Below are 14,047 nucleotides of genomic sequence, written 5' to 3'. Positions count from 1 at the left end.
CTTAAATATGTTATTAGGTGCATTGAAGAACAGCCAATCGATTATCTACATCTAATGCTCTGAAGATTAAACACTTGCATATCAGCCCAGGAAAAGATGTAGATAACACAAAAAAATCCAAATGATCGATAAAGAGAATAATCAAGATAGTTCCAAGAGGGTCGATCCGTGCTTAATTGCAAATTCGGGAGACTTTACATGATTTCGGAAAATGCCGAGAATTTAAATAGAGAAATTAAATAGAGTTTCGAGGTTAAGTAAGCACAATGAATCGCGTCGGGAAGCTCCGCCAAGTGGCCTACTATGGATTCTGGCTTTTAAAGTCAAGGTTGGGATTAAAAAAGCCACTCGTCAATACAATGATCATCAATTATGAATGCAATCTTCGATGCAAACATTGCAGTATAGTGGCTCACGCTGAAGAACTGCCCGGTCCAAAATCGATGAGCTACGAACTCGCGGTTAGAGAGATGAAAGAGCACTATGAAAATGGTGCCAGAATTTTGTTTTTTGAGGGCGGAGAACCGACATTATGGCGGAATGGTTCAAAAGAATTGAAAGACCTTATCGCTGCAGGGAAAGAAATTGGCTATTTTGTCGTTGGTTACACAACTAACGGAACGCGCGAAATCGTTGAGACAAGCGATGTGATTTCAGTCAGCCTTGATGGGCCCAAAGAGGTCCATGAAGAGGTCCGCGGACACGGAACATTTGATTCTCTTATGAAGAACCTGGAAAGAACAAATCATCCAAACATTTTCGCCAATATGGTCATTACGAAGATGAATGTGAATTCTGTTAAAGAAACAATTGAACTCGTTTCCGAAAATCACAAAATTCGTGGTATTATGATCAATTTTCTCACTCCGCCACCTAACTCAATTGCCCTTGACATTCAAGAGAAGAGAAAGGTGGTCGATCTCGTTTTGACGATGAAAAGACAGGGGTATCCGATCCTCAATACTGACAGAGCCCTGAAGGAATTGCTCGAGGAGGATTATTCGCAGAAGTGCCCTTATTGGGTATCGGCGTTTGTTTTGCCGGATGGTTCCAAGTATTTTGGATGTCCACTCCAAAATACAATTTCGTGTAAGCAGTGTGGCTTTAACGCCGTGAGAGAGTATCGTCTGATCACCGTGGGTAATCTGCAAACTATTACCCAGATGTCACGAAGATTCGCGCTATCGACGCAATGATTATCAACAATTGAAATGAAAATGATAACTTGAATGCTAAAGGGGCGGATCGCACATATCTGAAACGATCACTCTCATTAAAGAGCGTTTTTGTGATTTTGTATGAAAAAGGAATTGAGAGGAATACTAATAAGTAGAAAATGCTTGAGAGCGCAACGATAATCGCTGAGATGAAATAAACGAGGACCATGATGACAACTACCAACTTTGACGCGTTTTTCAGGCCAAGACGAACACAGAGATCCTTTTCCCCTGCTTCAATATGCGCTTCGTACCCCGACATCTCATCAACTATTCGCATATTCATTACAAGGAGACCGACCGATAATGCGATGAGGAAGGCATCATGACTAAAAAAACCAGTGATAACAAAAAAGGAAAAGAAAGAAATCATACAGAATGAAAGAAAAACGTCGAACTCACCAAGACCACGCGCTCCAAGATTCAGAGGCGGAGCGGTATAAAAATAACTCAGAAAAAATGCGATGAGACCGAGAAGAATGACAACGAGACCTCCATAGATGATGATCGGAATTGAGAGGAGGATCGCTAATCCCACCAGAACAGCCATCAGCATTTTCCCCTGGGATTCTGTGATATAACCGAGGTCGAACGCATTTCCTGACCAGTATAACTTGCTACTCAGTATCTCCCTTGCTCCCCTTTCAAATTCCTTGTCTCTCGAAAAAAATCTTGTGGAATCGGCGCCACTTTTATGATCAAAGTAATCATTTGAAAGATTAACAAATAAGGCGAGTACAAAAACATCGAGTACGATGAAAGCGCCGATTATTATTTGAGAGGTATGAACTAAAGCAGTAAAGACACCTGTAAGCGAGGCAAGAACAAATGGCAAAGTATACGTGAATCGGAAGACGTTTTTAATCCATTCCCATTTTGTGATCGAAGATGTCCCTTCCATATTCATTCCCCAGTTTTTGCGCATTGATGTTGTCAGATTTTCTCATTGGGTTTCGATGAAGTTTGAAAGGCATTTCGTGGTAATAAACAATAGCTCAAACAACTGTGAAACACAATCAAAATTATCTTTTTCCATTAGAACACTTTGATTTTTTGGAAGAATACCAAGGTATATAAATCGACTATGGGAAATTGGTCATCAATTCATTGTAAAACCCGTTCTCATGATACCAAGCCACTGTTTCTCTCAAGCCAGCTTTCGGATCATATTTCGGCGTATGGCCGAGCAATCCTTTTGCAATTTTGAATCTTGTGTGGGTTATAAACATTTAGCAACTGCACGAGATCGTTTGTGATTCTTTAAGCACATCATAAAAACTCATTATGCAAGAATGGAAATCGGATAAAGGAAGTACAGGCTTCCATAAACCAGAGTTGGGTCCATTTCGTCTTTTCATCATTTTGTGAGCGGACTTAGCGCTGTGCATAGGTCATGATTTATTTTTTAAAGATTAGTATGTATTCATGATCGTTTTTCGGAAAATACGCAACGGGGTAACCATACACAAGGCGACCACCAGTGCTGTAGTTGAGAATGTAAATGTTTATGTTAATGAGTTCAAAACCAATTTTTCTTGCAATCTGTATATAATCTGAATGGATCGGACATTTAGCATCCTTTTTAAAAAGGTCTTGTGTGTTCACGATCGCGTATTTTCCGGGTTTTAAGACGCGCATCATTCCTTCAAATGCCTTCTCCATCTCACTGAGGAATTTTGCATAGTCGTGAATATTCCCTAGCTGATTAGGATGCTCATGATTATAATTCACGACATCAAAATAAGGAGGAGATGTTACAATAAGATCGATCGATTCCTCAGGCATTTCTTCCATAGTCTTTCTGCAATCGCCTTCAAGAACCATATGGATGGTATCAATCGATGAATTCTTTTGGGCTTCCCTTAGACGTTCAATTGTAGTCATTACAGAAAACGGGTTGATATCAATACCGATGCTGTTTCGCCCCAATTGGAGTGCGACGACATTCGTGGTTCCAGATCCGCAGAAAGGATCAAGAACCGTTTCCCCGGCATGGGAAAACAATTTGATGTATTTTTCTGGGAGTTCAGGGATGAATCGTGCCGGATGAGAATCCTTCCAGACATGTCTCTTGTTCACATTAAGAACAGTTGAGCCAAGCTGACTTATTTCTTTACGACTGAGACAGTTCAATCGCGTCGGCTTGCAAGAACATGTTCGCTCTGTTGGGAGCCAGCTGTAATTCTGATCTGTAAGAATCGTCATAATCTGATCAAATTGATGATTGAGATGGCGAATTTGTCTTTTTCGGTTACGCCTACGGAGATCGAATTTCAATTTGATAGGAATAAAAAAAATAATCATAAGGGGTATAGTTGTTTGAATTTCCTTCTATTACTTTTCAATGAAACTTCTCTTTAACCTTCGAATTCGAAAAAATTCAAAAAAACCGCAAGAAATCGAATTCTTTCACCCTTCCTTAACTATCCCCCTTCAAAATCTACAAATATGATTACGATATTTTCCGTTCCCATATCATTGATATGATAAAACATGACACGGTGATTGATCAGAGGTGAAAGCTTGAGCGTGATCGAAAATGCTAGATCGACGACTGGAACACGAACACGTGTTTCCGATGTGAGCCCGTTAAGTGGAATGTGTCCATTATGCATCGAAGAATGCCAGACTCTTTGCGAGGTTGGAAAATCGGCCTTTAGAGGCAGAGAAGTGCTCTATCCGAGTCCTGAGTACTTCGGCGTCAGTACGGCGGCTTCGAACAAGGATTTTATGCTCGACTGGTCGCATTTTCAAATATTATCAGAGCTCATTGGTGCCTGGGGAATTGATCCCATACCGGACAAGGCATTCTTTGAGAACGCGGATGTTTCGACCGCTGTTGCCACGCATTCCAAGAAACCGATCAAGTTGAAGATACCAGTTACAATCGCAGGACTCGGGTCAACAGCTGTCGCAAAGAGAAACTGGGACGGCCTTGCAAAGGGCGCTGCACTCTCTGGTACCATACTTGTTATAGGGGAAAACGTGTGTGGCATGGATCCCGAAGCGACCTACGCCAATGGGAAGGTTGTTGAATCGCCCGATCTTAGTAACAGAGTGAAAGCATATAGGGAGCTTTGGGACGGCAAACATGGAGAAATCGCGGTGCAGACGAATGTGGAAGACCAGAGGGGGGGCGTCGATGACTACGCGCTCTCAAAGCTTGAAGTTAATGTCATTGAGAGAAAATGGGGTCAGGGCGCAAAGTCTATCGGTGGTGAGGTGAGGCTCTCGTCGATCGAGCGAGCAATCGAACTCAAGAAAAGAGGCTACATTGTTGTTCCTGACCCAGAGGATAAGGCCGTGCAGGAAGCTTTCAAATCCGGTGCTTTCAAGACGTTTGAAAGACACAGCAGAGTGGGATTTCCCGATGCAAGGGCGTTCGTTGAGGACGTTGAAAAGCTGAGAGAGAAGGGCGCAAAGTATGTGTTTTTGAAGACCGGAGCTTACAGACCAGAGGTTGTCGCATTCACGATGAAAGCCGCATCTGAGGCAAAGATCGATCTGATCACATTCGACGGTGCTGGTGGGGGTACAGGGATGAGTCCTGTTCCGATGATGAATGAGTCAAGCACTCCTACAATTCACCTGGAAGCTCAGGTTCTCAAGTGCGTTCAGATTCTCAAGGAGCAGGGCAGATTTGTTCCTGACATCGCCATCGCGGGCGGATTTGTCAACGAGACCCAGATTTTCAAGTCAATTGCGATGAGCAATCTTGGCGACGGACCTGTTGTAAAGGCGATCGCAATGGCACGAGCTCCACTGCTTGCCGTCATGAAGTCGAATTATTTCACGCGCCTTGCGGAATTGAAGAAGTTGCCGAAGAATTTCGCTGAAGAATACGGTGATAACCCAGAAAACTTTTTCATTGCCGCTCGAGATATTGAAAGGAAGTTCCCTGATCTCAAGCTAGGCAAAGATATCCCATGGGGTGCCGTCGGACTATATACGTATTTCGTAGACAGATTGGGTGAAGGACTGAAACAGCTGATGGCGGGCTCAAGGAAATTCAAACTTCAGTATCTGAGCAGAGACGACATCGTCTCGTTGACGGAGAAGGCCACGAAAGTCACTGGTATCGAAACACTCGAAGGAATGGCCGAAAGAGTCATCCCGATGATACTTGAGAACTGGGAGGATGTAAGCACCAAAGATATGATCAGAATTAGCGCCCAAGCGATGCGACACTAATCATATCAGAAGGCAAAGGCTGTTTTTTTTATCCTTTTTTATCATCTCTTCTTATACTTTTAAGTGATAGATTTTCAAAGGGTTTTCATTAATCCCAGACGACCCGCAATTCTCCTATCATCAAATGCAGGAACAATTGGTTAATCGAAAAAATTATTATTCCAAATTCTGATTCCGAACTACAGTGTTAGTCTTCCCTAAACAGCAGAAAGGCGTATCAACAAAGTTTTCCGAGAAATTTCTAGATAAATTGGTTTTTATCACTATTTTTGATCCAAGCATTATTGGTGCGGAGAGGTTTTGTGAGGTAATCTGCGCATGATAGGGAGTGATTTTCCGTGGATGTGTATGAAGCGATCAAAATGAGACGAAGTATAAGGAAATACAGAGGTGATATTGTTCCAGAGGATGTCCTCAAAAGAGTCCTCAATGCAGCGAGGTTGGCACCAACTACCGAGAATTTTCAGCCATGGAGGATCGTCGTTGTAACAGATGAGGATATAAAAAGAAAACTGGTATCGGCTTGTAATAATCAAAAATTTATTGCAGAAGCTCCGCTCGTTCTCGTTGCATGCGGTCTCCCAGACGAAGCTTATCCAATGCTCGGTGGATACATGAATAGCTACCCCGTTGATGTCGCGATCGCAATGACCCATCTCACCCTAGCTGCAACTGCGGAAGGTCTCGGGACTTGTTGGATCGGGTCATTTAAGGAAGAAAAGGTGGCAGAAGCGATTGGTGCACCTCCAGAGGCTAGAGTGGTCGCGTTAACCCCGCTGGGATATCCTGCAGAAGAAGGTGAAAAAACTGAAAGGAAAAATCTGGACGAACTTGTATCATATAACAAATACTGATTAGATTTGCTGTCAGAAATCCTTATAGTCAGCTTTGAGAAATTTCAAAGAGCAATTCTCAAATTGCTGTGGACCGAAAATGTTCGGGAAATTAATAATAAATGCCATGCTTAATTTAAACGATAGTTAATTGAGGAGAAATGACAACTACTTCTGGTAAAGACGCAGGTAAGTTTAAGGTCGATAAGACGGTTGACTGTATAGGCCTCTATTGTCCAGTCCCTATCCTGAAGACAAGAGAGGAAATCGAAGAATTGACGAGCGGACAGATTTTGGAAATCTTGGCAGACGATCCTGCTGTAGAAGAAGACATTTCAAGGTGGAGCAAGAGAACAGGAAACGAAATTGTGTGCCTCGAAAGGAGAGACAGTGTTTTGAGGATTCTCGTTAGAAAAAAATAGAAGGAGCGTGCGTGGATGGTTACTAAGATGGTTACTAACAAAAAGATATTATATGTGCAGACATCGGGAATAGATAGACCGGAAAGGCTTTATGCACCCTTCATACTAGCCACAACAGCTGCCGCAATGGACATCGACACAACGATCTATTTCTTGATCAAGGGTGTTGAGAGTGTGAAGAAAGGAGAAGCTGAGAAAATTAAGATTGGAGATTTTCCATCATTGAAAGAAGTCATGGATCAAGCCCATAAAAGTGGCGTAAAAATGTTCGTCTGTGATCAGAGTACGCAGCTTCTCGGTCTATCAAGAGGAGATTTCGTTGAGTACGCGAAGGTCGTAGGTGCGGCTACACTCAACGATCTTCTGTTGGAAGCGGATGCTGTTATCACATTCTGAGAGGTTTTGCCTTGAATGTAGTCTACATGGATTATGCGAGTTCATCACCAGTAGATCCCCGTGTCATTGAAGCTATGATGCCATATTTTTCTGAAAAACACGGCAACCCTTCATCAGTTCACCAAATCGGTAGAGAGTCATTCGAGGCAATCGAAGATGCTAGGAGAAAAATCGCGAGTTTGATTAATGCGGAACGTGCTGAGGAAATCATCTTTACATCTGGTGCAACCGAATCAATCAATCTCGCAATTAAAGGAATCGCGTTTCGCCAATCCGATAAAGGAAAACATATTATAACAAGCACGATAGAACACATATCGACAATGAATACTGTGAAATTTCTCTCTACTAGAGGATTCAAGATTACATATCTACCGGTTGATGAATTTGGATTTGTCGATCCTGTTGCTGTTAACGACGCAATCACAAAAGAAACAATACTCATTTCGATTAGTTATGCTAATGGCGAAGTCGGAACTATTCAGAATGTTGGTGAAATCGGTAAAATTGCAAGAGACCAAGGCATCAGTTTTCATGTTGACGCAGTAGCGGCCGTTGGGAAACTGAACATCGATGTGCGCAAGGATCATATCGATCTCTTATCACTTTCCTCCAATGATCTTTATGGTCCGAAAGGAGTTGGCGCCCTCTATATTAGAAAAGGGACAAAGATTGAACCGATTATTCATGGGGGCGGTCAGGAACGAGGGTTGAGATCGGGATCTGAGAACCTCTCTGGCATCGTCGGATTTGGGAAAGCGGCGGAGATTGCAGTGAAGGAAATGGAGGTAGAAGCGAGTCGATTGACACAGCTCAGAGATAAACTGATTAAGGGAATTCTTGAAAAAACCGAGAAAGCATGGCTTAACGGACATCCATCAAGAAGAATACCCAATAATGCGAATTTCAGATTCAAATATATTGAAGGTGAGTCTCTTGTGCTGCGTCTCAGCGACTTTGGAATCGCTACCGCTACGAGCTCCGCCTGCACCTCGAAGACCCTCGAACCCTCGCATGTGCTGCTGGCGATGGGCATTCCAGCGGCAGATGCCCAAGGAAGCTTGTTGTTGACGATGGGTCGATGGACGCGAGATGAAGATGTCGAATATGTTATTGAAAAGGTACCACCGGCAGTCGATTTCCTGAGAAAACTGTCTCCATTGGTTCCCCAAGAGGAGGTATAAAGATGTATAGTCAAAAATGTATGGAACATTTTAGAAACCCAAGAAACGTTGGGACGATTGAGAATCCGGATGGAGTTGGGCGCGTTGGAAATCCGGTGTGCGGAGATCTAATGGAAATTCAGATAAAGGTCGAAAATGGTATTCTCACCGACGTAAAATTCAGAACCTTCGGCTGCGGAGCTGCAATTGCAACGAGTAGTATGATCACAGAACTGGCCAAAGGGAAAACACTCGAAGAAGCACTCAAGATCACGAGAGGGGATGTCGCAGACGCACTTGAGGGGCTTCCGCCGATCAAAATGCACTGTTCGAATTTGGCAGCAGATGCATTACACGCTGCAATTAAAGATTACTACAAGAGACAGGGCAAAGCGCTCGAAGGGGATGATGAACGCAGAGAAGAAGGCTTACATGATGGAGAAGAATCAACAAAAACTTAATCGCTTAGCAGGATCGAGCAGTCCATATCTAAGACGCCATGCGACCAATCCCGTTGATTGGTATCCATGGGGTGATGAGGCTTTTGAGAGAGCGCGGATGGAAAACAAACCGATTTTTCTCTCTATAGGATACAGCGCTTGTCACTGGTGTCACGTAATGGAAAAGGAGTCATTCGAAGACATCGAGATCGCTCAATTGATGAATGATTCATTCGTTTGCGTTAAGGTTGACAGGGAGGAGCGACCAGATATCGATAACATCTACATGAGTGCATGTCAATTGATGGGAGGAGGTGGTGGTTGGCCTCTCACCATCGTTATGACTCCAGACCTCAAGCCTTTTTTTGCCGCAACATACATTCCAAAGGAAAGTGCGTACGGGCGAATCGGTTTAAAAGACTTGATCCCTGCGCTTAACCGAGTCTGGGAAACGGAAAGAAATAGGGCCGAAGAAGTCGGCGATATGCTTGTGGATATGCTGAAGACCGTTTCGAGAGGGGTGCCGCCATTGGATCTCTCCGAAAACGTGCTTCACGAGGCATACGAATCGTTTCAGATCTCATTCGACGATGAGTATGGAGGATTTGGAACAGCCCCAAAATTTCCTACCCCTCACAAATTGATGTTCCTCATGCGTTATTACGTAAGGACCGGAGAAAAAGAAGCGTTAGAAATGGTTCGTAAGACGCTCAAGAATATGAGATACGGCGGATTGTACGATCATCTCGGCTTTGGATTTCATAGGTATTCAACAGATAGAAAATGGCGAATTCCTCATTTTGAAAAGATGTTGTATGATCAGGCATTACTTGCGCTTACCTATCTAGAAGCGTTTCAGATTACAGGGGAAAAGGAATTCGAAAGAACCGCTAAAGAAATTTTAGATTACGTGGTTAGAGAATTACGTTCGCCGGATGGTGCATTTTTTTCATCGGAGGACGCAGATAGTAACGGCATCGAAGGTGGTTTTTATCTATGGAGACTGGAAGAGATAGAGCGGATACTTGGCGAAGAGGAACTCACCATCCTCAAGCGAATTTTCGACATTTCGAACGAAGGTAACTTTACTTTGCATGATAGCGAAATGATTGCTGGTGCGAATATTCTTTACATGATTGAGCCTTTTGATAGAGCGGCCATCTCTTTGAATATCACACCTGAGGAATTCAATAGAATTTTCGAAAGTGCCCGTCAAAGACTTCTTGAAGAGAGAAGCAAGAGAGTAAGACCGAAGAAAGATGAAAAAATCCTCGCCGATTGGAACGCTCTAATGATCGTCGCACTGGCTAGGGCCGCATCAATCTTCGGCGATGAAACAATGGGATCCGTAGCCAAGGAAGCGGCTGAATTTATCATCAAAAGAATGATCGATGGCGATGGTAGGTTACATCACTCATATGTCAAAGGCTTGCTGTCAGACGTGTGCTTCCTCGATGATTATGCATTCTTCACATGGGCGCTCGTCGAATTGTATGAACTCACTTTCGAACCACGATTTTTGAGATTGGCAAATAACCTCGCAAGGGAAATGAAAAATCTCTTCTGGGACGAAGAAAATGGCGGATTTTTTACGACTATAGCTCATGCGCCGAATATCATTGTAAGACAGAAGGAAGGATACGATGGATCAATTCCATCTGGAAATTCTGTTGCATCATTCGTTCTTCTGAAGCTCGCACAATTGTTGGATAATGATGAATATGCAGAGCTTGCGAGGCGCACCATCTCAGCGTTTTCATCGCAGATTATGACTGCACCTGATGGCTTTTCCATGATGCTTTCTGCCTTGGAATTGCTTTTAGGGCCGCGGTTCAGAGTTATGATCATCGAATCTGAAAAAGATGCATCTCAGTCTGAAAGAATCATTACAATGCTCAAGAAAGAATTCCTGCCGAATGTCGATATTCTTTACTGCTATTCACGTACACCATTGCGCGATGAATTGGCAGAAATGATCCCGGCAGTGAGAGATGCTATCTTGCTTGGAAACAAAACAACAGTTCATGTCTGTTCAGAAAAGTCTTGCTTTGCTCCAACAACGGATCTAATTGCAGTTTTAGATCTTGTTGGGAAAAGAAAAGATGTTACTGGCATCGAGAAATGATGCCGATATGGATTTCAAGAACCACTTCTTTTTATTTGATAGATCATTTAAGCTAGAAATATATTGGCCTCATAATGACGATTTGATCTGTTCATGAATTATAATTCACGGATCGACGTTTTTGATCGATTAAAAAGGCAATCCAAATAGCCAGAAACGATCATCTCGCATAAACGGCTTCTGTGCGCTCGTTTATATCGATTTCCGTGATATTTTCATTTGCACTTGTATTGCCAGCGAAAATCACCCGGAATCTCTTCTTGAATCTCCTGAAGGAGAAAAGAACGGGAGGCCCAAGGACAATGGCAAAAATCACATTGCCAATTGAATGCAAGATCCCAAATGGTAACCCTAGTGAGAAGACAAGAAGGAATTTCGTCGTATCCAGACTATAAAGCCATATCCAGCTACTGAAGTCGAGCAGTGTATTATAAAGAATTCCGAAAACAACTCCGAGACCTGCAAGACCCCCCACACCGACATTTGGAAAACGTTCTCCGATCAGACCAGCGATCAATCCCACTATCCCCCACCCGACCATCTGCCAAACCGTCCATGGCCCCTGCCCAAGGAACATATTTGAAACAACGGCAGTCATGCTGCCAACCATGACGCCTGCGAGTGGGCCGAAGACGATGCCAGTTGCAGCGATCAAAAAAGTACAAGGTTGAACACTTGGCAACGCTGCAAAAGGAATTCTCGACGCCGCGGTAATTGCCGATAGAATACCTATTAACGCGATCTCTTTCGAGGAGACCGATGATTCTTCAAATTTAATGAAAACGAGAAGAATCATAAAGAAAATAAATAGTGTGGTTAGAAAAGTTGCATACAGCCGGAGATCCGTGGGATCATAGACTGTTAAAAGAATCAACGAAGCAAGACTTGCTATTGCCCCGGTGATAACAAATGACTTTACAACTCGTCTCATGATACGGCTATCCCTCCATCATTCCCTGCAATCGCTGGATAGATACGATCAAAAGGAATTTCGTACAAGCGTCCTTCATGCAATCTCAGAACTCTATTTGCGTATTCCGCAATGAACCTATAGTCGTGCGTTACGATGATCGTCGTGAAACCCTCTTTTTGCAGTGATTGTAGGATTTGCCCAAGCTTTGCCTTATTCCATTGATCCAAGCCCCGCGTAGGCTCATCAAGCACCAGTATCCTCGGTTTTGCGACGAGTATTGAAGCCAAAGCTGCCCGTTCCCTTTCTCCACAGCTCAGATCCCTCGGAAATGTTCTGCGATACTTCGACAGATCGAGAATGGAGAGAGCCCACGAAATCCTTTCTTCCCATTCAGCTTTTGCGATCTTAAGATTTGTAAGCGTAAATTCGAGTTCCTTCTGCAAATTCCTCTCGAATAAATAGTCATTTGGATTTTGGCTTAGGTATCCAATTTCAGCAGCCAATTCCGCAGTTGAACGCCCTGAAATATCCTTTCCGAAAATGGTAACAGTGCCTTCCTCTGGCTTTAGAAGACCATTGAGATTTTTCAAAAGCGTTGACTTTCCACTTCCGTTCGCGCCAGTGATCGCCAATATTTCGCCTTTCTTAACGGAAAGATTCAGGCCTTTAAGAATATGAGAGTTTCCATAGGAAAACCAAATATTATTCGCTTCTAGGATTATTTCTTGATGATGGTTAACTTGATTCGCTTTTCTTGAAAACGTTTGAATCAGATTCTCGCTTTTCAGGTACGGTATGGCTTCTTCCCTTCTTCCATCGAATTCGACCTTGCCATTTTTCATGAATATGAGCCGATCGGCATATTGAAGGCAGCGTTCCAGCCTGTGCTCAACGAGGATGATTGTAATACCCATCGAAACGTTGAGATTTCTAATCGATTCCAAAAAAGTCCGGGTATTTTCTCCATCGAGTTGAGATGTCGGTTCATCAAGAACGAGATATTTCGGTTGCATCGCGAGAATCGATGCTAGTGCAACTTTTTGTTTCTCCCCGCCGGATAGCTCAGGGATAAAACGATGAATCAAGTTTTTCAATCCAAAATAGGAGCTATATCGCTCGATCCTTTCCCTTATTTTCTCAATCGGCAAAGCGATATTTTCCAGTCCGAAGGCAAGTTCATTTTCAACATTTGTCATGACGAGCTGATTTTCCGGATCCTGGAATATCATGCCGATTGTCCCAGCGAGTTTTGATGGTGAAGCCCTTCTTGTATCGATTCCATCAATTGTAACCCTGCCAGAAAAAGTACCACCGTAAAAGTGCGGTACCAGGCCATTAAGTGCCCTGCACAGTGTGGATTTTCCGCATCCCGATTTTCCTACGATGAGTATGAATTCGCCTTCGCGGATCTCAATAGAAATATCTTTGAGCGCTGGTTCAGCAGAATCTGGATATGAAAAAGTGACGTTTTCAATCCGTATCATTGGCGACCTCCGAACATAATCGGTGATAAGGTTCCGATTAGAAGGGCAAGAGCAACGATATCGTCAAAAGAATAGCCGAGTGCGGCACCATTGAGATAATCCGCGTTCCCGTAACCGAGAACAAATAAAAAAATTCCAAGGATCATTGAAACGCAAAACGAAGAGGCCATAAATAATTCGTGTCTCATCATTTTTCGCTCGCCAAAATTTGTTCTCTTTGTTACTCCAAATCCTCTCGTCTCCATCGCCTCAGCAACTGAGATCGATCGTTCTAAAGAATTCAGCAATAAGGGCATCACGACCGCAGCACGAGACTTGACTTTATCGACGAATTTTCCCTTTTCGAACTCCATACCACGGGCTTTCATTGAATCAATTATATTATTCGCATCTGCCGCGATCGTTGGGTACATTCGCAGTGAGAGAGAAAGACTAGATGTGGTCTTATAACCGAATTTTGATATCGCTCGAAGAACTTCATCAGGATGAATGGCATATGTGAGAATTGAAAATGCAAAAACAGCGAGAAACAATCTCAGGCACATGCTAATCGCAAACAACATCGATTCAGTTGTTACAACAATCGGCCCGATAACGAGGATTTTATTGGAACCGCTTGAGATCAATATGTTGAAAAGAAGAACAAAAAAAGCAACATAACCAGCGTACTTAAGAATGCTAAGCGTCGATTTCAATATTCTTGCCATATATGTAACAAGAATAACAAAAGCGAGAAACAGAACAAGATAGACGATATCTGAGATGAGGATTGAAAAGATGAATATTACTGCGACAAATAACAGTTTCGGCCTTGCGTCAAGACGGTGAATCCTCGAGTCAACGGACTTGTAGGGAAAAATCAT

General features: G+C 43.1%; 13 protein-coding genes. 8 read left to right on the top strand and 5 right to left on the bottom strand.

Annotated features, from left to right (window positions below; genetic code table 11):
- The first annotated feature begins 266 nt into the window (after positions 1-266).
- Positions 267-1,196 (top strand): radical SAM protein, encoded by a 930-nt coding sequence (locus H5T41_01750; GenBank protein ID MBC7107508.1) that lies wholly within the window; start codon positions 267-269, stop codon positions 1,194-1,196.
- Here H5T41_01750 and H5T41_01745 read toward each other — a convergent pair.
- Positions 1,156-2,118 (bottom strand): prenyltransferase, encoded by a 963-nt coding sequence (locus H5T41_01745; protein MBC7107507.1) that lies wholly within the window; start codon positions 2,116-2,118, stop codon positions 1,156-1,158. The two genes, H5T41_01750 and H5T41_01745, sit on opposite strands and share 41 nt — an antisense overlap.
- A 497-nt stretch (positions 2,119-2,615) precedes the next feature.
- Complete coding sequence (locus tag H5T41_01740) at positions 2,616-3,422, bottom strand: site-specific DNA-methyltransferase (GenBank protein ID MBC7107506.1); 807 nt, start codon at positions 3,420-3,422, stop codon at positions 2,616-2,618.
- A gap of 393 nt (positions 3,423-3,815) precedes the next feature.
- On the opposite strand from H5T41_01740, the gene H5T41_01735 reads away from it, so the two are divergent.
- The 7 genes from H5T41_01735 to H5T41_01705 all read left to right on the top strand — a co-directional run bounded on the left by H5T41_01735 (position 3,816) and on the right by H5T41_01705 (position 10,787).
- A complete protein-coding gene (locus H5T41_01735; GenBank protein MBC7107505.1) occupies positions 3,816-5,408 on the top strand; it encodes an FMN-binding glutamate synthase family protein in 1,593 nt (530 codons plus the stop codon).
- 338 nt (positions 5,409-5,746) lie between these two features.
- A complete protein-coding gene (locus tag H5T41_01730; protein ID MBC7107504.1) occupies positions 5,747-6,262 on the top strand; it encodes a nitroreductase family protein in 516 nt (171 codons plus the stop codon).
- 140 nt (positions 6,263-6,402) lie between these two features.
- Positions 6,403-6,663 (top strand): sulfurtransferase TusA family protein, encoded by a 261-nt coding sequence (locus H5T41_01725; protein ID MBC7107503.1) that lies wholly within the window; start codon positions 6,403-6,405, stop codon positions 6,661-6,663.
- 27 nt (positions 6,664-6,690) lie between these two features.
- The gene (locus H5T41_01720; protein ID MBC7107502.1) at positions 6,691-7,059 is read left to right on the top strand and encodes a DsrE family protein; all 369 of its coding nucleotides are present in this window, start codon (positions 6,691-6,693) and stop codon (positions 7,057-7,059) included.
- 26 nt (positions 7,060-7,085) lie between these two features.
- Entirely contained in the window at positions 7,086-8,243 is a 1,158-nt protein-coding gene (locus H5T41_01715; GenBank protein ID MBC7107501.1) for a cysteine desulfurase, read from the top strand.
- A 2-nt stretch (positions 8,244-8,245) separates the two neighbouring features.
- Positions 8,246-8,683: a Fe-S cluster assembly scaffold protein NifU gene (nifU, locus tag H5T41_01710; protein ID MBC7107500.1), complete on the top strand. Its 438-nt coding sequence runs from the start codon at positions 8,246-8,248 to the stop codon at positions 8,681-8,683.
- The gene (locus tag H5T41_01705; protein MBC7107499.1) at positions 8,628-10,787 is read left to right on the top strand and encodes a thioredoxin domain-containing protein; all 2,160 of its coding nucleotides are present in this window, start codon (positions 8,628-8,630) and stop codon (positions 10,785-10,787) included. The genes nifU and H5T41_01705 overlap by 56 nt, the downstream gene beginning before the upstream one ends.
- A gap of 160 nt (positions 10,788-10,947) precedes the next feature.
- Here the strand turns inward: H5T41_01705 and H5T41_01700 are convergent, their stop codons facing one another.
- The 3 genes from H5T41_01700 to H5T41_01690 are packed head-to-tail and all read right to left on the bottom strand — an operon-like array spanning position 10,948 to position 14,047.
- On the bottom strand, positions 10,948-11,718 hold the full coding sequence (locus H5T41_01700) for an ECF transporter S component (protein MBC7107498.1): 771 nt from the start codon (positions 11,716-11,718) through the stop codon (positions 10,948-10,950).
- Positions 11,715-13,184, bottom strand: a complete 1,470-nt coding sequence (locus tag H5T41_01695; protein ID MBC7107497.1) for an energy-coupling factor ABC transporter ATP-binding protein — start codon at positions 13,182-13,184, stop codon at positions 11,715-11,717. The genes H5T41_01700 and H5T41_01695 overlap by 4 nt, the downstream gene beginning before the upstream one ends.
- Positions 13,181-14,047, bottom strand: coding sequence for an energy-coupling factor transporter transmembrane protein EcfT (locus tag H5T41_01690; protein ID MBC7107496.1), 867 nt, complete (start codon positions 14,045-14,047; stop codon positions 13,181-13,183). The genes H5T41_01695 and H5T41_01690 overlap by 4 nt, the downstream gene beginning before the upstream one ends.

This window comes from Methanomassiliicoccales archaeon, assembly GCA_014361295.1.
In the GTDB taxonomy this organism is placed as follows: domain Archaea; phylum Thermoplasmatota; class Thermoplasmata; order Methanomassiliicoccales; family JACIVX01; genus JACIVX01.
The sequence above is the reverse complement of the archived record's forward strand: the minus strand, read 5'-3'. Positions and strand labels throughout refer to the sequence as shown.

Coding starts and splice junctions, on each gene's coding strand:
- H5T41_01750 (MBC7107508.1), top strand. CDS start 267: ATGAATCGCGTCGGGAAGCTCCGCCAAGTGGCCTACTATGGATTCTGG.
- H5T41_01745 (MBC7107507.1), bottom strand. CDS start 2,118: ATGGAAGGGACATCTTCGATCACAAAATGGGAATGGATTAAAAACGTC.
- H5T41_01740 (MBC7107506.1), bottom strand. CDS start 3,422: ATGACGATTCTTACAGATCAGAATTACAGCTGGCTCCCAACAGAGCGA.
- H5T41_01735 (MBC7107505.1), top strand. CDS start 3,816: ATGTGTCCATTATGCATCGAAGAATGCCAGACTCTTTGCGAGGTTGGA.
- H5T41_01725 (MBC7107503.1), top strand. CDS start 6,403: ATGACAACTACTTCTGGTAAAGACGCAGGTAAGTTTAAGGTCGATAAG.
- H5T41_01720 (MBC7107502.1), top strand. CDS start 6,691: ATGGTTACTAACAAAAAGATATTATATGTGCAGACATCGGGAATAGAT.
- H5T41_01715 (MBC7107501.1), top strand. CDS start 7,086: ATGGATTATGCGAGTTCATCACCAGTAGATCCCCGTGTCATTGAAGCT.
- nifU (MBC7107500.1), top strand. CDS start 8,246: ATGTATAGTCAAAAATGTATGGAACATTTTAGAAACCCAAGAAACGTT.
- H5T41_01705 (MBC7107499.1), top strand. CDS start 8,628: ATGATGAACGCAGAGAAGAAGGCTTACATGATGGAGAAGAATCAACAA.
- H5T41_01700 (MBC7107498.1), bottom strand. CDS start 11,718: ATGAGACGAGTTGTAAAGTCATTTGTTATCACCGGGGCAATAGCAAGT.
- H5T41_01695 (MBC7107497.1), bottom strand. CDS start 13,184: ATGATACGGATTGAAAACGTCACTTTTTCATATCCAGATTCTGCTGAA.
- H5T41_01690 (MBC7107496.1), bottom strand. CDS start 14,047: ATGATTTTTCCCTACAAGTCCGTTGACTCGAGGATTCACCGTCTTGAC.